The sequence below is a fragment of the Lawsonella sp. genome (genome assembly GCF_011525565.1).
GTDB lineage: Bacteria > Actinomycetota > Actinomycetes > Mycobacteriales > Mycobacteriaceae > Lawsonella > Lawsonella clevelandensis_A.
Window position 1 is genome coordinate 228,634 of the sequence record NZ_WVRS01000001.1, and the last position, 19,495, is coordinate 248,128.

The window sequence follows — 19,495 nt, forward strand, 5'->3', positions numbered from 1 at the left end:
AATAGGTAGTGGGCAGTGGAGGGAATTGGTCATTACTGCAAAGTAGCCGGGCGAGCTACGAATACAGATCGCACAATACGGATCCCTTTAGCGTCTTTTTCCTCTTCTAGCAGGGCAATTGTGTGATTATCAGGATCAACACCGGCATAAATTCCAGACATTCCGTTGGGGGCAATACGCTGACCTAACGCGACTTTAGTCGCTTCCTCGGTTGAAAGGTGACGAGTCTCTCGTCCCATCTGCGTCGCTGCGTCCAGATCCAGAGTCAGGGAAGGATAAGTACCAGACTCTATAGCATCACGATAAACATCTAATGGTTGCGCACAGCTGAGATCAAAAGCACCCACCCGCGTACGCCTAAGTTCCGTCAGATGAGCATGCGCACCAACCGCAGCAGCCAGATCGCGAGCCAAAGCCCGCACATAGGTGCCGGAGGAACAACTCACTACCGCATCCAGCAACCACCAGCCTTCTGGTGTTCTTCGAATATGAGAAAGTGTGAACTCATCTATGTGTACAGGCCGGGGCGGTAAATCGACAGTTTCTCCCTGCCGCACTCGTTGGTATGCCCGAACACCGTTCACTTTAATAGCGGATACTGCTGATGGAACTTGCTCAATGTCACCCGTCAATTGTGCTGCAGCAGTATGAAGATCAGTTTCAGTAAGACGATCTAAGTGTTCTCGCGAATCCGTTACAGTGACGTCCCCATCCGCATCTTCTGTGGAGGTAGCTTGTCCAATAAGAATTGTGGCCTGGTAGCTTTTCGAATCTTTAACGAGAAACGGCAGAAGTTTCGTACCACGCTCAATCCCTACAACAAGAACACCTGTCGCTGCCGGATCGAGTGTTCCAGCATGCCCTACTCGTCGTGTTTGAAAAGCCCGGCGCAGTACTGAGACAACATCGTGGCTGGTCATACCGGCAGGTTTATCGACGATAACGAGACCTGAGTGGGCTAGTGAGACGGGGCGACGAGACATACCGGTTAGTTTACCTGGGTGTCTTCATAATCTGGGTGTTGTCACAACTAGTGCGGTGATGATGACTCCGTCGCCGACTTCCCATAGTCCTGTGCATTCTGCGAAGTATTGACTCATTGGGGATTTCTGTCGATGGCGTTCAATAACAGGTGTTTGAACGCGTGCGACAAAAGTTCCTGACCCTCTTATCTCTCTTGTTTCCTTTATTGTTGCTGCTGTGGGTGTGGTGCTGTGGTGGTGTGATGACACATTCTGTGTGGTGAGTTCTAGGTGTGCGTCTGTGAACCCTAGCCATTCTTGTGTTAGTGGATACCAGGCTTTGTAGAGGGATTCTTTAGCGCTGAACAGGACGATGCCTAGTGGGAGCTGTGCTGTTTGCTGCTGTAGCAGGAGGCGTTCTTGCGGGGTGGTGACGGTACGCAGCACGTCTGGACTGAGGGGTTGGGCAATTTCTGCGTCGAGGCCGATAGACAGAATATTTCCTTGGTGAGCCGCTAGTACTGCTTGGAGTCCTCGTGTGTGGGTTAGTGAACCGGTGATACCTTCTGGCCATAGTGGGGCACGTTTACTGTCTCGCAGTACTACTGCTGATGGTTCCCCTAATTGCGTGAGGGCGGAATGGGCAAGCTCTCGGGTTCGGGCGAATTCCCATTGGCGAGCTGGTACTGCATGTTCTACGAGGGCTTGTTCTTCTAGCGGAATACGTGCGAGAGCCCACTGAGCGTCAGCCTGCGAGGGAGTAAAAGTACTGTCATCGCAGCTGTAGTTACCTACAACGTCATTACTGGGGGTGCTACTGAGACTGCTACCGTTGGCACCAAGAATATCGCAAAGGCGGGTATAAAGGCGCTCGAATGGGTGCTGTTCCGGTGACGGTGCTACCACTATGCTCACGCGAGTTCTTCCGGGGTGCCGTAAATGATCCATTTTCCGCGCCATTGCCGGATAAGTCCTGCTACTGCGCGCACCATGATGAAGAGGACAAATCCTCCCCATAAACCGGCTAATCCCCAGTGGAAGCTGTAGCTTAACCAGATCATGGGTAGGTAGCAGCAAAACGCTGCCCCTGCCGTCACATTACGGAGAAAAGCAGCATCTCCGGCACCTAGTAAGACTCCATCGCAGGAGAATACGGCACCGGCCACGGGGAGTAGACACACCATAAACCACCAGGGAATACCAACGCAGTTAAGTACTGCACTATCACTGGTAAAAATGCGAGGAATAACGTTGTAGAGTGCGGCATAAATAATTGCGATAACGACTGCAATAATTGTGCCGCTCGCGACGATATGCTTTCCTAGCTGTTCCGTTTCAGTGGTGCGATGCGCTCCCAAGGACTCCCCTACTAATGATTGTGCAGCGACGGCCACAGAATCTAGTAGTAGTGATGTAAAGACCCATATCTGCCACACAATTTGGTGTGCTCCCAGAGCTTCTGCGCCAATGCGAGCGGCTACCGCAGAAACGGAGAGAAAACACACCTGGAATCCGAGTGAACGAACAATGAGATCCTTCCCCATGCGCAATTGTTGGCGGATAATCTCCCGATTGGGTTTCCACGAAAGATGGTAGCGGTGGGCGGAGCGAATCAAGACAATGGTGAAGAGAATACCTGTTAGAGATTGTCCTACAACGTTTGCCCATGCTGATCCTTTGAGACCTATAGAGGGCAGGAATCCCCATCCGTAGATAAGAGCAGGGCAAAGGATAGCAGAAACACCAAATCCCACGACAACAAAAATGGGGGGTTGACGTACTTCTTGAACACCGCGCATCCACCCATTTCCCGCCATGGATAGCAGGATAAAGGGAACACCAAAAAGTGCTATTCGCAACCAGCTAAGAGTATCGCTAGCAAGTTCTCCCCCGCCGGTAAGAAGTTTCGTAAGTGGATTAAGAAACACCTGCATAAGGATAAGGATGGCAAGACCAACAAAAATAGCTAACCAACTAGCTTGGACACCTTCTTGGCGTGCTAGTTGAGGTTTTCCCGCCCCGTGGTAGCGAGCTGATCGAGCAGTAGTTCCATAGGAGAGGAAAGTGAGCTGTGACGACACAACAGCCAATACTGTACCGCCTACAGATAAAGCAGCCAGTGGAATAGCACCTAAGTGACCGACCAATGCTGTATCAAATAAGACATACAGCGGTTCCGCAGCTAGTACGACAAGCGCCGGGAGTGCTAGACGCAGCAACTGTGGTACAAGCTTACGAAAAGAATTGAGTGATACAGAAGAATTCATTATGGCGTTAAAGCCCGATACCCGTCATGGAGAGGCGGATTGTCTAATATGCGAAGAATTGTGTGAAGGACATCGTTCAAACTACTGGTAACAGTGAACCCGGCTGCTTGCCGATGCCCACCGCCCCCAAAATGGCGAGCAATGTCAGCTACGTTAACAAGACTGCGAGAACGCAAAGAACCTGTCCATACACCTGAAGTCATTTCCCGCATGACAAGTGCCACTTCTGCTTCACCGGTAGTACGAACAACATCAATAAGTGCCTGTACGTCCTCGGGTCGGGCATTCTTATATACGTCATGCGGAACTGTGGCATAGACAAGCCCGCGGCCTTTCCCCGCATCGGGTAATAATGTTGCTGTTTGCAGCACCGTTCCCAAAAGCTCCAGATAGCTAAAAGGGCGCGTATCCATCAATTGTCGAGTAAGACTATCGGCGTCAATACCAACTTCTACTAAGCGGGCAGCATCAGCATGAGCGCGGGCACTCCCCCAGTGGAAACCACCAGTATCGGTGAGGAGCCCAGCGAAAAGACACGACGCAATAGAAGGAGTTAAGGCAACTCCTAAAGCATCGAGAAAATCGAGAATAAGCTGTGCTGTTGCATCGGCACGAGGAACAATAACGCTATGGGTGCCGAATCCGTCATTGGAACGGTGATGATCAATAATGAGCGTATAGGGAACTTTCTCCGCTAGATGGTGGAGTACACCCATCCTATCGGCCGAACCGCAATCAACAACTACAACAAAATCGATATCATCCGGCATATCGCATGGCCGCACAATAGTGTCTGCACCTGGCAATATGCGGAGAGTCTCGGGAGTCTCATCAGGATAAGCAAAACTCAACCATGCTTCTTTACCCAAGAGATGGGCAGCGTGAACCACTGCTAATCCCGACCCAATAGCATCAGCATCAGGATTAACATGCCCAATAACAGCAATACGGTGAGCATTCTCAGCAAAAAGGCGAGCCGCGTCAGTAATAGAGATGTTCCGTGCTGTCACAGATTACCTTTCTGTACTGTGTATTTGTACTGTGTATCTGTACTACGTGTTACCTACGTGCAGTACTCACAATTGCGAATGCAGTTAACTATTCTTCATCGTCTTCTGCACCATCTACCCGATAGGGATGCGCATCTCCTGCCGGGGATGCACCTTCACGAGCTTTCGCCGCTGCGGCATCTGCTGCACGAGCTCGCGCAAGAAGCTCCTCCATATGCAGTGCTGCATCGGGTACAGTATCTGTCTCAAAACTAAGGGTAGGGGTAAAACGTACCCCCGTTCCTTTACCGACAAGCGTGCGCAACTGCCCTTTTGCCCTATCCAATGCTGCTGCAGCGGCCGCAACGTTAGGACGCTCATCGAGCGTTTCACCACGCACTGTGTAATACACGGTGGCATCGTGTAAATCACCGGTCAGGCGAACATCGGTAATCGTGACGTAGTGCAAGCGAGGGTCTTTAATTTCTCGGTCGATCGCAGTAGCCACAATTTCACCGATTCGTTTCGCCAAACGGCGTGCACGAGGTGATGATGTCATAAGGCCCTCCTCACATCAATAGTTAATTCTTACCTTTGAGAATACCCAAGCTCATGATGAAAGCCCATCACCGCATGATGAACGCCCTTCACTATACGGAAGGGCGTTCATCCACTATGCACTAACTGTATGCGGTATGTAGCTATACGATCAGGCTAGTCACACTAGTCAGACTAGTCGCGCGGCTTTTCCACCATCTCGTAGATCTCGATTACATCATCTACCCGAATATCGGAGTAGCCAACGGTAAGACCACATTCGAAACCTTCACGAACTTCTGTAACGTCGTCTTTTTCACGACGTAGTGAATTAACAGAAGTTTCCGGGCACACCACATTGCCGTCACGAACAATACGTGCCTTCGCGTTACGACGCACGATACCGTCCTTGACCATACAACCAGCAATTGTACCGACCTTGGAGGACTTAAAGAGAGCACGGATTTCAGCATGGCCAATAATATGCTCTTCGTAGATGGGTTTGAGGAGACCCTTAAGAGCCTTCTCAACTTCATCAATAGCCTCGTAAATGACGGTGTAGTAGCGAATTTCTACACCTTCACGGTTGGCAATTTCTGTTGCTTTGCCTTCCGCACGGACGTTGTAGCCAATAATGACAGCATCTGAAGCCTGCGCCAATCTGACGTTAGTTTCGGTAACAGCACCAACACCGCGGTCAATAATATTGAGTTCAACTTCGTCGTCAACATCAATATCCAGCAAGGCAGATTCCAGAGCCTCAACGGTACCGGAATTATCACCTTTGAGGATGAGATTGAGTTTCGAGGTCTCCTTCAAGACTTCATCGAGATCTTCCAGGCTGACGCGCTTGCGGGTCTTGGCAGCAAGGGCATTGCGTTTGCGTGCGTCGCGTTTTTCTGCGATCTGGCGAGCGATACGATCTTCTTCAACGACGAGGAAATTGTCGCCTGCGCCGGGAACACTGGTGAGACCAAGTACCTGTACAGGGCGAGACGGCTTAGCTTTCTCAAGATCATTACCGTATTCGTCAACCATACGACGAACGCGACCATAGGATCCGCCAGCCACAATCGAATCGCCAATATGCAAGGTTCCTCGCTGTACCAGCACCGTAGCCATGGGACCACGTCCACGGTCGAGGTGGGCTTCAATAGCCACACCTTGTGCGGGCATATCCGGATTAGCACGCAAATCCAAAGTGGCATCAGTAGTAAGGAGGATAGCTTCTAGGAGCTTATCGATATTGACACCATGCTTGGCATCAATATCGACAAACATTGTGTCGCCACCGTATTCCTCCGGCACCAAACCATATTCGGTCATCTGGCCACGTACGCGATCCGGATTGGCGGATTCCTTATCGATCTTCGTAATAGCAACGACAATCGGAACATCCGCAGCCTTCGCGTGGTTAATAGCTTCCACCGTCTGCGGCATAACACCGTCATCGGCAGCGACCACAATAACAGCCAAGTCTGTAGATTTAGCACCACGTGCACGCATAGCGGTAAATGCTTCGTGACCTGGGGTATCAATAAAAGTGATAACGCGAGTGCGTCCATCCATCGGCAGACGTACCTGGTAAGCACCGATATGCTGGGTAATTCCACCCGCTTCGTTCTCACCTACATTAGTACGACGAATGGTATCCAACAGACGGGTCTTGCCGTGGTCAACATGGCCCATGATGGTGACAACAGGTGGACGACGCTTTAATTCATCATCGTCGCCCTCATCGGCACCGAACTGAAGATCAAAGGACTCAAGAAGTTCGCGATCTTCATCTTCGGGGCTCACAACCTGAACCTTGAAATTCATCTCGTCGCCGAGCAGCTCCAAGATGTCGTCAGAGACGGACTGGGTAGCCGTCACCATTTCGCCGAGGTTAAAAAGAACCTGCACGAGAGATGCTGGGTTAGCATCAATCTTTTCCGCAAAATCAGCTAGTGAAGCACCGCGGGAAAGACGAACAACTTCGCCATTTCCTTTAGGAAGCCGCACTCCACCCACTGATAGTGCCTGCATTGCTTCATACTCTTGCTTCTTCTGACGCTTCGACTTCTTTCCTCGCCGGGGACCGCCACCGGGGCGTCCAAAAGCACCTGCTGTACCGCCGCGGCGTCCACCACGACCACTCCGGAAACCGCCACCAAAACCAGAATTGGGCTGTCCACCCGGGCCATGATGGCCACCAAAACCGCCACCGCGTTCACCACGACCACCAGAATGTGAGCGTGGAGCGTCAGGATTTTCTGAATGCCGAGGCATGACGGTAGGCGTGGGGAAACGACCGGAACGACGATTCTCCCCACCATTACGATTCCCGCGGTTATGGGAGGAACGACCACCCTGACCGCCGGAACGTCCACCTTGATTATTTTGTCCACCCTGTGAACCGGGACGTCCACCACGACCACCCGGACGTGGCATAGGACGGGGTGCGGGGTGCTCATCCGGTGTAGAGAATGGGTTATTAGCAACATGCGGACGACGTGCCGCAGCTTTTGCGACAGCTGCGGGGGAAGGATGCGAACCACGCGGTTTAGCAGCTGCACCAGGTTTAGGAGCTTTAGCTGTTTTGACAGCGCTCTTAGCCGCAGTTGCAGGAGTTGGCTTTCGTGATGTTTTAGCAGCGTCAGTTTTTGCGACACTACTGGCCTTAGCCGGTGCGGGCTTCGGAACAGGTTTCTTGGCTGCACCGGGTTTAGCAGGTTTAGCAGCGCTTACCGTAGCAGGCGAAACAGAATTCGTACTGCTGGTAGTTTTACGAGACTTCTTCGCCGCAGCAGGTTTTGCACGTGAAGACGTTTTTTCCGCTGTTTTATCGGTATTTTCTGCTTGTGCTGTTTTACCAGCAAATAGTTTGCGGATACGTCGCGCAACTGGAGCTTCGACGGTGGAACTCGCAGACTTAACAAATTCACCCTGTTCATTCAGGGTCTCTAAAAGTTGTTTGGATGTAACTCCGAGCTCTTTTGCAAGCTCGTGGACACGGGCCTTTCCAGCCACTTTTCTCCTCACTCAGAGGCCAAGCGCCGAAAAGGTGCTCGACCTCAATGATTACTGTGATTGCCGTTCATCGTAGTGACTTCACGGTGTACTCATCAGGGGTTTGTCTCACTTTCATATCTACTGACGAGGTATCACTCATACGAGTGAACCTCCTCGTCTAGGGTGCTACACCATTCTGATACTGCCTGAGTCGCAGCATCGGTGTTCAGCATTCCTTGCACTCGTAAAGCTCGTTGGAATGAACGTCGTTGTAACGCGAGCTCATAGACATGCTGATCCGAAAGAATCCATGCTCCCCTACCAGGAAGCACGGCTTGTGGATCAAACACTAACTCTGTTCCGCCAGCATTTGTCCTGCTAACAAAACGCCACAGCGCCGCACACTCTCGTTTTTCCCGCGTGACAATACACATACGGGTAGGACGATGAACTTTACATATAGCCACAGGCTATTCTATCGAATTCCGTGGTAAATCCTCGAATTTCGATATGTCTGGCTAATAATGCGCTAAAACTAGAGTTCAGCATGCTCCGGAGGCTCTGTTGTGACGCCATCAGATCGGATATCAATACGCCACCCTGTCAACCGGGCCGCCAGACGTGCATTTTGCCCCTCTTTACCGATAGCAAGAGAAAGCTGATAATCGGGGACAACAACACGCGCTGCTTTAGTTTCCTCATCTAGCACAGTGACGGAAAGAGCTTTCGCGGGAGACAGTGCATTACCAACAAATACTGCAGGATCTTCGTCCCAATCAATAATGTCGATCTTCTCGCCTCCCAGTTCACGCATAACGTTACGGACACGCTGCCCCATAGTGCCAATACAAGCACCTTTAGCATTAATGCCATCCTTCAAAGAGCGCACAGCGATCTTTGAACGGTGCCCAGCTTCACGGGCGACGGACGTAATCTCCACCTCACCTGCGTCAATTTCAGGAACCTCTAGGCGGAACAGTTCCCTCACCATATTGGGATGTGTTCGTGAAAGAAGAATCTGTGTTGAATTAGCTCCCCGACGTACCCCCACCACAAAGCATTTCAAACGATCGCCATGGTTGTAGCTTTCACCTGGGACTTGTTCACTGGGGGCAAGAATACCTTCCTGTGAATCAAGCTCAGTACCAAGTTGCACAACCACCATGCCACGTTTATTAGCAGCCGCATCTCGTTGTACGACACCAGCAACAATCTCACCCTGCTGCGCAGCATACTGACCATAGGTGCGATCATTTTCAGCATCACGCAGACGCTGCAGGATAACTTGTCGAGCAGTTGTAGCTGCTACTCGACCAAAATTGCGAGGAGTGTCATCGTATTCTGAGATGACAGCACCATCCTCATCAATTTCTTTAACGATGACAGAAACAGCACCGGTCTTTTCATCAATATCAATCGATGCATGTGGCTGGTGTCCCTCTGTATGCCGATAAGCACTTAATAATGCTTGTCGAATAGTGTCAATCATGTCTTTGACAGGAATTCCCTTGTCAGCCTCAATCATGCGCAATGCAGCGAGATCAATATCCACTTGTTACTTTCCTTCCTGGTGGACAAATGCGGCTAGCTTGTCATCGTCCATAACGATCTCCCAGTCCACGTCAGAGGGCTCGGAGAATTCAAACTCAATCATTGCTAGCGCAATCGAGGTAAATGGCACAGTGTGTACCGTAAGACGTTTGGGATTAATCCGCTGTCCCTTTTTCATTGTCGGAACAGTAAGAATAACAACAGCGTTATCACGTACAGGACCGATACGTCCACGTAGCGACTCCCCATCTGTTGTATCGATGGTGACAAGACGACCACGATTCCGAAGCCACTGTCGCACACGAGTAAGAGGGCGGTCTAGTCCCGGACTAGTAACTTGCAAAAGATAGGGTGCAGAACCTTTATCGTGTGCATCAAGTACCTGAGAGAGTATCTCGGATAATGCCACGATAGTGTCAAGAGAGGGACCACACTCAGAATCGTCATCAACACAGATCTCAATAATGCGTTGACCATCTTCACGGCGGAACGCAACATCAATAAGTTCCGCCTGATGCTCACTGAGCACCGGAGCTACGATATCTGCCACGGAATCTTCGGTGGAGAGGCCAGTGGCCTCGTCAGACGAGGAGGGGGGCATTCTGCCTTCTTTCGATTGTGTTATCGTCTCTAGGATACCCATCTTCGGGAGGAAGTTCGCATCTTTTGTCTTACCCAGACACGCAGTTCTCACGACAACTCTGGCACAATAAATAACGTGACTATAAATGTACAACAAGCGGCCAACACGCCAATGAACACACCAATGGAATTGTGTGACAGTTCATTGGCGCTTCACTGTAATAGAAGAAAATTTCTATTAGGTGCGGTTTCACTAGGCTTTACTCCCCTTATGGCCGGGTGCAGCCTTGGCAAACACGATACTGCTGATCCGCTCTATCAATTGTTGTATAGCGCACAATGCGATGTTCACGCAGCTCTTAGCCTTACTACCCTCTCTTCCCACACAAAAAATATTATTACTGTGCGGAAACGCCATATTGAGGCTCTGCAAGAAGAAATTAAAAGGCAGGAGAAGCTATGGAAGGCTCCTTCTGAGCCTCCGCATATCTCCCAAAAATCTCCTGTTTCACTAAAACTGCTACAGCAGCATCTCCTCAAAGCATCGCAGGAAGCGCTTAACATTGTTGCTGACAATACTGGTTATCGAGCAGGTCTAGCTGGCAGTATTGCTGCCTCATGCAATGCTCTTGCAAAGGTGGTGCTCTAATGGCCTCTGATACTGATGCCAAAGCTCTCGGTGAAGCACTCCGCAGCGAATATTCAGCTATTTTTGGCTACGGTGTTGTATCGGCCTATGTCTCCGATACCTACAATTCCTCCGTTGCCACTGTATGGTCAGCACATCGTGCCCGGCGTGATCGTATTATCCACATTATTGAGTCCTCAGATGAGGACCTCCCGCAACCGGAAGTGGCTTATACATCCACTAAAAAAGTGTGGGATAGCCTTACCGCTATGCAATTAGCTGCCCGAATTGAAGATGACTGTTCCATTGCTTGGGTGAATGCTTTACAGCAGTGCTCTACGCCAGATGGTCGTCAATTAGCCATGCGGGCGCTTCTGCATACTGCAGAATGGACGGCACGCTGGCGTATTGCAGCTGGTACTACACCTAGTGTCGATGCATTTCCCGGGCTGCATCGTTCGAAGGGTAACGACCTTCACGAGGTGGATCCGGGGGCACAGCCTTCGCCGACACTACCGACTATTTCATCTCACTCGACAACTACGTCACCGGAGAATGATAGGACGGTACTCAGTACACCATCATCGACTACTATGATGTCTTCAACTATGACGCCCTCGAATAAGGTGTCTCCTTCGTCCCTCTCAGACCGGTAAAAGTGCAAAAAGAAAATATGCGTTGTGGTGTGTCTTATTACTAGACACACCACAACAATGATTTTTCGTATTAAAGATCGGACTACCGGGTCATACTAACGGTTGGTAAGCACGGCGAGAGCATCTGCTGGATCCATTTCCTCAGATTCCCCGGTAAGACGGTTTCGCAGTTCCACCTTGCCGTTGGCCCAGCCGCGGCCAATAACAAGTATGTGCGGCATACCGAGTAGCTCGGAGTCTTTAAACTTCACTCCTGGTGAGGCTTTTCGATCATCGAGGAGTACTTCCAATCCGGCATCGGATAGCTGTTCTGCCATGTCAGTTGCTGCTTCAGCTACGCCTTCAGTCTTATTAGCGATAACAACGTGGACATCCCATGGAGCAACTTCTTCTGGCCAGCGCAACCCTTTATCGTCATGGGACTGTTCAGCAATAACAGCAACCAAACGCGATACACCAATACCGTAGGATCCCATAGTGACGCGTTGGGGTTTACCATCTTCACCCAAGACGTCAATATCGAAAGCGTTAGTGTATTTGCGGCCAAGCTGGAAGATATGTCCAATCTCGATACCGCGAGCCAGTGTTAATGTGCCGTTTCCGTCGAGGGCGGGATCGCCTTCATGGATAGTAGCAACATCTAAAACACCTGTAGGAATGAAATCTCTACCTACGACTGCATGAAGACGATGAGTATCCACTTCGCCGCCACCAATAACCCAGGAAGTACCTGTTACTGCACGGGGATCAACATAGTACTCAATGTCATTGTTAAGCAGTTCAATTGGCCCAATATAGCCCTTCTTGATGAAGGGGTACTTAGCGAAATCTTCTGCCTCGAAAAGCGCTACTTCAGCGGGATCGAAAGCAGCTTCTAGACGCTTCTGCTCAAGTTCACGATCACCTGGGATACCAATACCCATTGGTACCCACTCTCCGCCTGGTTGACGTGTTTTAACCATGAGTGTCTTTAGAGTATGGTCTGCCGTCACCGTCGTATGCCCAGCTTCATGGAGGCAGGTGACGAGTTCCTCAATAGTACCGGCGTGCGGAGTTGACACAGTAATCATCTCTGCGTGATCAGAAATGGATTGTTCCGGTGGAGCAGGAATACGTACAGCTTCTACATTGGCTGCGTAATCTGATTCAGTGGAGCGGACGAAAGTATCTTCGCCAGCCGGTGATACTGCCAGGAATTCCTCCGAGGCAGATCCCCCCATCGGCCCAGACATGGCCGTGCAAATAACGTATTCCACCCCAAGCCGGTTAAAAATACGCTGGTAGGCACCACGATGTGCTTGGTAGGCTGCTTCTAGGCCAGCATCGTCAACGTTAAAGGAATAGGAGTCCTTCATAACGAATTCGCGACAGCGGAGCAGACCGGCGCGGGGTCGTTCCTCATCACGGTACTTCGTTTGAATTTGGTAAAGCACCAAAGGAAGATCCTTGTACGAGGTGCACTGTGACTTCACTGTCAGCGCGAAAAGTTCTTCATGCGTGGGCCCTAGGAGATAGTCGGCATTTTTACGATCTTTCAGCCGGAATAATGCTGACCCATATTCCGTCCACCGGTGGGTGGTCTCATATGGTTCACGTGGTAGCAAGGCGGGGAGTTCAATCTGTTGAGCTCCAATGCCGTCCATTTCTTCTCGCACGATCTTCTCGATATTGCGGAGAACTCGTAAACCAGCCGGTAGCCAAGAATAAATACCGGGGGCAATGCGGCGGATGTAGCCGGCGCGGACTAGCAATTTGTGGCTAGCAACTTCAGCGTCGGCGGGGTCTTCTCGGAGGGTACGCAAAAATAGCGTCGACATTCTGGTGATCACAGAGTTAGCCTAGTCCTTTTGCACGTAAGACACACTTTAGGCCATCAAGAACAAACTGAAAGAGACCCGCCTAGAGTGCACAATTACGGAAGATCGTTAGCTGCCTCATTAGCTTTCTGCCCCTCCACAACGTCGGGAACAGTGAAACGGATAAAGAGTGCGCTAAGAATTCCCATAACAACCGCTAATCCCAAGCACACGAAAAGAGTGAGAAGATACCCTTCACCAAGTGCATGCAACTGCACAGAATTCATCTCTGTTACGGGGATATCTGCTCCCCCATGATGGCGCGTATAGGACTGTGCCAACGCGCCAGCAAATGCAAGACCAATAGGTCCACCCAGCGTTTGTGCAACTAAAGAAATGGCAGTCAACGGGCCAACATCAATGGGTTTCACACCGGCCACGGCAGAAAGCGTAAGAGCAATACTGACTAATCCAACTCCATAGCCAATGATCAATGTGGGTGGGAAGATGTCAGCCCAGAATGTGGACTCTTCGCTAATGGCAGTCCCCCACCCAAAGCCGATAACCATAAAGATACAACCCGCCAAAATGATCCACCGGGGAGCCCACTTCATCGATATTTTGGAAGCTGTAGCAGCACCAAGAGCAAGTGCAAAGGCAAACGGTATAAAAGCTAGTCCAGCGCGCAGTGTGGTGTATTTCAGAATGGTCTGTACGTAGAGCGCGACGAAAACAGCTACCGTAGTCATAATTGCGCCTAGCAAAAAGATCGCGATAAATGTGAACACGCGATCCCGGCGAGTGAAAAGGCTAAGTGGAAGAACTCCATTCTCCGTGTGCTTTTGAGTAATGAAAAATGCCCCGAGGGATGCAATACCGACAAGCATAGCGACAATAAAAACAGGATTTGAAGCACCTTTACCAGCACTCGTCAAACCTAAAACAAGTGCGGTAGACCCCAAGGTTGCGAGGATAGCACCCCATATATCCAGTGGTACTCGCTGTCCTTCTACTGCACCCAGCACATAGTGGCCAGCAATGACGATAAAAATCCCAATGGGCACATTAATAAGGAAAATCCATTCCCAGGAGATGCTAGTGAGGGCACCACCAATAATCAGACCAAAAACTGAGCCCAATCCCGTCATGGCAGACCATACGGCGAAAGCTTGATTCCGTGCTTTTCCGGGGGGATAGGTCACCACAATAAGCGCCATACCTGACGGTGATGCAATCGCTGCCCCGAGGCCCTGCAGGACACGAGACAGTATGAGCATGATAGGCCAACGGGAAAGACCACATAGCAGGGAGGCCACGGTGAAGGTTCCCACTCCAATGAGGAATGCTCGTTTACGCCCTAAGACATCTCCAATACGGCCACCAAGGAGGAGAAGACCACCATAGGCAAGGGCATACGCTGTGATAACCCAAGAACTTGCTGATTCTGAAAGTCCTAGTTCTCGCTGAATAGGTGCGAGTGCCAGATTGACGACGGTGCCATCCACAACCACCATGAATTGGAGGAGTGAAAGAACTAATAGAGGCAGGCCAAAAGCACTTACTTTTTCTTGTGGCGCAGCCGCCTGCGGGGCGTCAGTCATGGAAAGAGAACTCCTTTTCAGGATTTCTACAGTGAAGATAGTGGGAACAAACTGATTATCACTACACTATCGGTCTTTTACAGAAAATCCCTATTTGAATTGCACATGCCACGACATGGTTATGAACTAATCACACTTATAGAAAACACTTGTGAGACGAAACACCCTTCTCTGATGTATACCATGGAGGTAACACCTCTCGTTTTGGCGAGAAACTTCCCCTAGCGTTGTTGACACTCTCATTTCACAAGGATGGATAATGGCTGCAGCACATTATGATCTCGTCGTCATTGGAACCGGATCCGGTAACTCACTCTTTGACGAACGATTCGACAATCTCAAGATTGCTTTATGCGAAGACAAAATCTTTGGCGGTACATGCCTCAACGTCGGTTGTATCCCCACTAAAATGTTCGTCTACCCTGCAGACCGTATTCATGACCTCTACGATATCGACCGCCTTGGCGTCAATGCCCACGTTAACAACATTCGATGGGATGAGATCGTCAACCGTGTCTGGAACCGTATCGACCCCATCGCCGCTGCCGGCGAACGCTACCGTGTAGAAGACTGCAACAATATCGATGTTTACGGTCATGCTGAATTTATTGGTGAGAAACGTTTCCGCGTAACAGATCGCAATGGTACTGATACCCATGAGATCACCGCTGACCGTGTTGTTCTCGCGGCTGGTTCACGTGCCGCTATCCCCGGACTTGTCGCTGAGTCTGGTGTGCAGTACTACACCAATGAAAATATTATGCGTATTGACCGAGTGCCCGAACACCTCGTCATTCTTGGATCCGGCTATATTGCTACAGAATTCGCCAATGTTTTCTCCGGTATGGGCTCCACAGTAACCCTTATCGGCCGCTCCCCTGTGCTCCTTAAACATCTCGATAATGAACTATCTGAGCTCTTTACTGAGATCGCTCGGGAGAAATGGGATGTCCGTTTAGGGCAGGGAACGACAGCTATCGACCAGGTGGAGAAGCAGCGTGAAGATGGGTCTTCCTACTTCGAAACCACCATTACATTTGAAGACGGCAGCACTGTTACCGGTGACGCATTCCTAGTTGCTACCGGACGTACCCCTAACACCGACCGCCTTGGCCTCGACAATGGTTCCGGTGTGAAGGTTGAAAGGGGACGCGTTGTTGTCGATAAGTACGGGCGTACCACTGCACCCGATGTGTGGGCCTTTGGTGACATCTCCTCTCCCTACCAACTTAAGCACGTTGCTAACGCGGAAATGCGCGCTGTCCAGCACAACCTTATGGCAGACTCCCCTGCCGACTACCAAGAAATGCCACACAGTGTAGTCCCGGCAGCAATCTTTACCCATCCACAAATCGCCAATGTGGGTCTTACTGAAGAACAGGCTCGTAAGAAAGGCGCGGAGGAAGGTTTCCCCGTTACCGTCAAGGTGCAAAAGTATGGTGACGTTGCCTATGGCTGGGCGATGGAGGACCAGCACGGGATCGTCAAACTTATTGCCAATGCAGCAACCGGTGAGCTACTCGGCGCACATATCTTGGGACACGAGGCTAGCCTCCTCATCCAGCCGCTTATCCAGGCAATGAGTTTCGGACTGAAAGTTAACGATATGGCACGCGGTCAATACTGGATTCACCCTGCGCTGACTGAAGTTATCGAGAACGCTTTACTCGGCCTTGAGCTCCAGTAACATGTGAGATAGCTCTACAGTATGGCCACCAGTACACTCAGCACACTATGAAATAACTGGTGACCATACTTTTGTAGAAAGGTTCAACTACGGGAGAAAGTAACCATGTTCCATAGTCGCCTCTCACAGACAAATAGCCGCCTTTCACATAGAATGTGCACAGTTCTCGCTTCTCTAGTGCTAGTGTGCATATACCCGTCAGCTAACATGCCTACGGCGCAAGCCACTACCACCACAAACATAACCAGTACTGCTATCGATCAAAAGACAGTACCCACAACAAAAGACGGATTACCTACCATCCTCAACCACTGGGATTGTCGTTCCTCCCAGCACCCCACCCCGGTCATCATGATTCATGGAACGTTCTCACGGCAATTGAGCCAAATTGACGTTACTCAGATGCTGCACGACAGAGGATATTGCGTTTTCGGTATTGACGCTGGCCATAATGACAATCTCTATACCCTGATAAAACCAGAGTATTACGGAACTGCCCACGTCGATGAGACCACCGACCAGGTTAATGCCTTCATCGAAAAGGTAAAAAGAAAAACCGGAGCTAAAAAAGTTGACCTTATCGGTCACTCACAAGGCGGTCTCATTATCCGTAACCGTATTACTCGCTATGGCGGCAAAGACGTACGTATCGCCATGATGCTTGCTGGAACCCATCAGGGCACAACACTCATGGGCGCTTCCAAAATTGTTGAAGAAGCCATGCCACATCTCTTCCCCATTATTGCCGCTCCATTGTAGGTCCTGCCGTCTATGACCAAATGGTAGGTTCCCCCTTCATCAACAACCTCAACACGCACAAAGATACAGTGGCTGGCATTACGTATGTTGTGATGGTTACCCCGGACGATAATCAAGCAACGCCGTGGCAGTCAGGATTCATTACTGATCCGGTAAAAGGAGCAACTGTTTATAACATCAACATTAAACAGTTGTGCAACATACCGGCTTCCGAGAAGATAGGGCACTCTGATACGCATATGGATTACCGTGCACTCCACGTTATCCGTTGGGCTTTAGCGCATGCTACTCATCGGGGAGCTCAACCCAATTGCCAGATAGAAGCGCGGAAATAAACCATAAAAGGGCAGGGCACATCGAGAAAACTACTCGATGTGCCCTTAGCCTGTCTGTTTCGTTATAAAGATGCGTATTTAGAGGTGCGCAGGGTCACCGCTACCATCTGAACGGATCGTCAGAACCTCATAGGAGTCTTCTGTGACAAGAATGGTGTGCTCAAACTGTGCGGTCCACTGGTGATCCCGATTTTGGACAGTCCATCCGTCATCCCAAATATCGTAGGCTAGCGAGCCGAGATTAATCATCGGTTCCACGGTGAGTGTCATTCCGGGTTCCATCACATCGGTAATGGCGGGTTCATCGTAGTGCAGAACAGCCAGACCATTGTGGAAAGTGGGGCCTACCCCATGTCCGGTGAAGTCCCTGACCACGTTGTATCCAAAGCGCTTCGCATAGGATTCAATGACTCGGCCGATAACATTTACCTGGCGTCCCGGACGAATAGCTTTAATGCCACGCCACATAGCTTCATGGGTGCGTTCAACAAGTAGTCGATGTTCTTCACTGGGTTCACCAGCGAAAAATGTTGCGTTTGTATCTCCGTGAACACCATTTTTGAAGGCGGTGACGTCAATGTTGACGATGTCCCCTTCTTGGATCACTGTAGAGTCCGGAATACCGTGGCACACAATCTCATTAAGGGATGTACAACAGGATTTTGTGAATCCTCGGTATCCCAACGTAGAGGGGTAAGCACCATGATCGCACATGTACTCATGAGCAATACGGTCTACCTCATCCGTTGTGACACCGGGAGCAACCGCTTCACCGGCAGCCTGCAACGCATCTGCAGCAATCGTGGAGGCCTCCCGCATTGCTTCAATAACCTCAGGGGTTTGTACATACGGTTCGCCGATGGCTTCCTGAACATCGTCTTTCCATGCGTACTCCGGGCGTTCAATATCGGCGGGAACAGTACGGATGGGGGTAGGTTTACCAGGTTTTAGGGGTGCACGAGTCATAAATATTCCTCTACCAATTGAGTGTGTGTAGGTACGGTGTGGGCAGTGGCATTATTGCTCGGTAAGGCCTTGTTCATCGGCTATGCGCTGGGCTTCTTCAATAAGAGTAGGAACAATTTCTTGCTCGGGTACAGTCTTAATGACGTTACCTTTCACAAAAATCTGTCCTTTACCATTACCTGACGCACAGCCCAGGTCAGCTTCGCGAGCTTCGCCAGGACCGTTCACAACGCAACCCATAACCGCCACGCGCAACGGGAAGGATACGTCTTTGAGACCATTTTCGACTTTATTAGCCAGTTTTACAACGTCAACCTGACAGCGTCCACATGAAGGACACGACACAATTTCTAGACGCTTAGGGCGAAGATTAAGGCTACGCAGGATGGCCTCCCCTACTTTAATCTCCTCCACTGGCGGTGCTGAGAGACTGACACGAATAGTATCGCCAATTCCCTGTGAGAGCAGAGTGCCGAAGGCGACAGAGGATTTAACCGTACCTTGGAAAGCAGGACCTGCCTCAGTAACACCTAAATGCAGCGGGTAATCACATTGGGCGGCAAGCAATTCATAGGCACGTACCATGGTGACAGGATCATGGTGTTTCACTGAAATAACGATGTCGTGAAAGTCGTGCTCTGCAAACAGGCTTGCCTCCCACAATGCAGACTCGACAAGCGCTTCCGGAGTAGCTTTCCCATATTTCTCAAGAAGTCTTTTATCGAGGGAACCAGCATTAATACCAATACGAATAGGAATATGAGCAGCACTAGCTGCCGTAGCAACTTCCTTCACACGCCCATCGAACTCGCGAATGTTGCCGGGATTGACGCGTACTGCTGCACAGCCTGCATCAATAGCAGCAAAAATATAGCGTGGTTGGAAATGGATATCAGCAATAACCGGTATGGGGCTTTTCTCCACAATTGCCGCTAATGCATTTGCGTCTTCTTGTCGGGGGCAGGCCACGCGCACAATATCGCAGCCGGCTGCCGCAAGCTCAGAAACCTGCTGCAGCGTTGCAGTAACATCATGCGTCCGAGTAGTTGTCATCGACTGGACGGAGACAGGGAAATCGGAGCCTACACCAACATTTCCCACCATTAATTGGCGAGTTTTTCGACGGGGATGAAGCACCGGTGCCGGGGCTTCGGGCATACCCAGATTCACATCAGTCACGATGAC

Annotated in this window: 18 protein-coding genes; 5 read left to right on the forward strand and 13 right to left on the reverse strand. The window is 50.4% G+C overall.

Going from position 1 to position 19,495, the window contains the following annotated elements:
- Positions 1-32: 32 nt before the first annotated feature.
- From truB to rimP, 9 genes are all read right to left on the reverse strand, one after another.
- A complete protein-coding gene (gene truB / locus QZV76_RS01070) occupies positions 33-983 on the reverse strand; it encodes a tRNA pseudouridine(55) synthase TruB (RefSeq protein WP_290595387.1) in 951 nt (316 codons plus the stop codon).
- A gap of 24 nt (positions 984-1,007) precedes the next feature.
- On the reverse strand, positions 1,008-1,877 hold the full coding sequence (locus QZV76_RS01075) for a 4'-phosphopantetheinyl transferase superfamily protein (RefSeq protein WP_290595388.1): 870 nt from the start codon (positions 1,875-1,877) through the stop codon (positions 1,008-1,010).
- Positions 1,874-3,229 carry an MATE family efflux transporter gene (locus QZV76_RS01080; RefSeq protein WP_290595389.1) on the reverse strand — a complete coding sequence of 452 codons (1,356 nt, stop codon included), beginning with the start codon at positions 3,227-3,229 and terminating at the stop codon, positions 1,874-1,876. Before QZV76_RS01080 ends, QZV76_RS01075 begins: the two co-directional genes overlap by 4 nt.
- Positions 3,229-4,239: a bifunctional oligoribonuclease/PAP phosphatase NrnA gene (locus QZV76_RS01085; RefSeq protein WP_290595390.1), complete on the reverse strand. Its 1,011-nt coding sequence runs from the start codon at positions 4,237-4,239 to the stop codon at positions 3,229-3,231. Before QZV76_RS01085 ends, QZV76_RS01080 begins: the two co-directional genes overlap by 1 nt.
- A gap of 88 nt (positions 4,240-4,327) precedes the next feature.
- Positions 4,328-4,777 carry a 30S ribosome-binding factor RbfA gene (gene rbfA, locus QZV76_RS01090; protein WP_290595391.1) on the reverse strand — a complete coding sequence of 150 codons (450 nt, stop codon included), beginning with the start codon at positions 4,775-4,777 and terminating at the stop codon, positions 4,328-4,330.
- A 173-nt stretch (positions 4,778-4,950) separates the two neighbouring features.
- A complete protein-coding gene (infB, locus tag QZV76_RS01095) occupies positions 4,951-7,767 on the reverse strand; it encodes a translation initiation factor IF-2 (protein WP_290595392.1) in 2,817 nt (938 codons plus the stop codon).
- A 134-nt stretch (positions 7,768-7,901) separates the two neighbouring features.
- The gene (locus QZV76_RS01100; protein WP_290595393.1) at positions 7,902-8,216 is read right to left on the reverse strand and encodes a YlxR family protein; all 315 of its coding nucleotides are present in this window, start codon (positions 8,214-8,216) and stop codon (positions 7,902-7,904) included.
- A 68-nt stretch (positions 8,217-8,284) separates the two neighbouring features.
- Positions 8,285-9,301 carry a transcription termination factor NusA gene (gene nusA, locus QZV76_RS01105; protein ID WP_290595394.1) on the reverse strand — a complete coding sequence of 339 codons (1,017 nt, stop codon included), beginning with the start codon at positions 9,299-9,301 and terminating at the stop codon, positions 8,285-8,287.
- A gap of 3 nt (positions 9,302-9,304) precedes the next feature.
- Positions 9,305-9,901, reverse strand: a complete 597-nt coding sequence (gene rimP / locus QZV76_RS01110) for a ribosome maturation factor RimP (protein ID WP_290595395.1) — start codon at positions 9,899-9,901, stop codon at positions 9,305-9,307.
- 252 nt (positions 9,902-10,153) lie between these two features.
- Between rimP and QZV76_RS01115 the strand changes: the two genes are divergently transcribed.
- A complete protein-coding gene (locus QZV76_RS01115) occupies positions 10,154-10,531 on the forward strand; it encodes a hypothetical protein (protein ID WP_290595396.1) in 378 nt (125 codons plus the stop codon).
- Complete coding sequence (locus QZV76_RS01120; protein ID WP_290595397.1) at positions 10,531-11,166, forward strand: ferritin-like domain-containing protein; 636 nt, start codon at positions 10,531-10,533, stop codon at positions 11,164-11,166. The genes QZV76_RS01115 and QZV76_RS01120 overlap by 1 nt, the downstream gene beginning before the upstream one ends.
- 95 nt (positions 11,167-11,261) lie before the next feature.
- Here the strand turns inward: QZV76_RS01120 and QZV76_RS01125 are convergent, their stop codons facing one another.
- The gene (locus QZV76_RS01125; protein ID WP_290595398.1) at positions 11,262-12,995 is read right to left on the reverse strand and encodes a proline--tRNA ligase; all 1,734 of its coding nucleotides are present in this window, start codon (positions 12,993-12,995) and stop codon (positions 11,262-11,264) included.
- An 83-nt stretch (positions 12,996-13,078) separates the two neighbouring features.
- Positions 13,079-14,563, reverse strand: coding sequence for an MFS transporter (locus QZV76_RS01130; RefSeq protein WP_290595399.1), 1,485 nt, complete (start codon positions 14,561-14,563; stop codon positions 13,079-13,081).
- Positions 14,564-14,822: 259 nt separating this feature from the next.
- Between QZV76_RS01130 and QZV76_RS01135 the strand changes: the two genes are divergently transcribed.
- From QZV76_RS01135 to QZV76_RS01145, 3 genes are all read left to right on the forward strand, one after another.
- A complete protein-coding gene (locus QZV76_RS01135; protein WP_290595400.1) occupies positions 14,823-16,250 on the forward strand; it encodes a mycothione reductase in 1,428 nt (475 codons plus the stop codon).
- Positions 16,251-16,457: 207 nt separating this feature from the next.
- Positions 16,458-17,009: an alpha/beta fold hydrolase gene (locus QZV76_RS01140; RefSeq protein WP_290595401.1), complete on the forward strand. Its 552-nt coding sequence runs from the start codon at positions 16,458-16,460 to the stop codon at positions 17,007-17,009.
- A gap of 20 nt (positions 17,010-17,029) precedes the next feature.
- Positions 17,030-17,344: a hypothetical protein gene (locus tag QZV76_RS01145; RefSeq protein WP_290595402.1), complete on the forward strand. Its 315-nt coding sequence runs from the start codon at positions 17,030-17,032 to the stop codon at positions 17,342-17,344.
- Positions 17,345-17,422: 78 nt separating this feature from the next.
- Here QZV76_RS01145 and map read toward each other — a convergent pair whose 3' ends face one another.
- Positions 17,423-18,310, reverse strand: coding sequence for a type I methionyl aminopeptidase (gene map, locus QZV76_RS01150; protein WP_290595403.1), 888 nt, complete (start codon positions 18,308-18,310; stop codon positions 17,423-17,425).
- A gap of 51 nt (positions 18,311-18,361) precedes the next feature.
- On the reverse strand, positions 18,362-19,468 hold the full coding sequence (gene ispG, locus QZV76_RS01155) for a flavodoxin-dependent (E)-4-hydroxy-3-methylbut-2-enyl-diphosphate synthase (protein WP_290595651.1): 1,107 nt from the start codon (positions 19,466-19,468) through the stop codon (positions 18,362-18,364).
- Positions 19,469-19,495: the final 27 nt, after the last annotated feature.

Coding starts and splice junctions, on each gene's coding strand:
- rimP (WP_290595395.1), bottom strand. CDS start 9,901: ATGCCCCCCTCCTCGTCTGACGAGGCCACTGGCCTCTCCACCGAAGAT.
- rbfA (WP_290595391.1), bottom strand. CDS start 4,777: ATGACATCATCACCTCGTGCACGCCGTTTGGCGAAACGAATCGGTGAA.
- QZV76_RS01130 (WP_290595399.1), bottom strand. CDS start 14,563: ATGACTGACGCCCCGCAGGCGGCTGCGCCACAAGAAAAAGTAAGTGCT.
- QZV76_RS01135 (WP_290595400.1), top strand. CDS start 14,823: ATGGCTGCAGCACATTATGATCTCGTCGTCATTGGAACCGGATCCGGT.
- QZV76_RS01120 (WP_290595397.1), top strand. CDS start 10,531: ATGGCCTCTGATACTGATGCCAAAGCTCTCGGTGAAGCACTCCGCAGC.
- map (WP_290595403.1), bottom strand. CDS start 18,310: ATGACTCGTGCACCCCTAAAACCTGGTAAACCTACCCCCATCCGTACT.
- QZV76_RS01145 (WP_290595402.1), top strand. CDS start 17,030: ATGGTAGGTTCCCCCTTCATCAACAACCTCAACACGCACAAAGATACA.
- QZV76_RS01080 (WP_290595389.1), bottom strand. CDS start 3,229: ATGAATTCTTCTGTATCACTCAATTCTTTTCGTAAGCTTGTACCACAG.
- QZV76_RS01140 (WP_290595401.1), top strand. CDS start 16,458: ATGCCTACGGCGCAAGCCACTACCACCACAAACATAACCAGTACTGCT.
- QZV76_RS01115 (WP_290595396.1), top strand. CDS start 10,154: ATGGCCGGGTGCAGCCTTGGCAAACACGATACTGCTGATCCGCTCTAT.
- ispG (WP_290595651.1), bottom strand. CDS start 19,468: ATGCCCGAAGCCCCGGCACCGGTGCTTCATCCCCGTCGAAAAACTCGC.
- truB (WP_290595387.1), bottom strand. CDS start 983: ATGTCTCGTCGCCCCGTCTCACTAGCCCACTCAGGTCTCGTTATCGTC.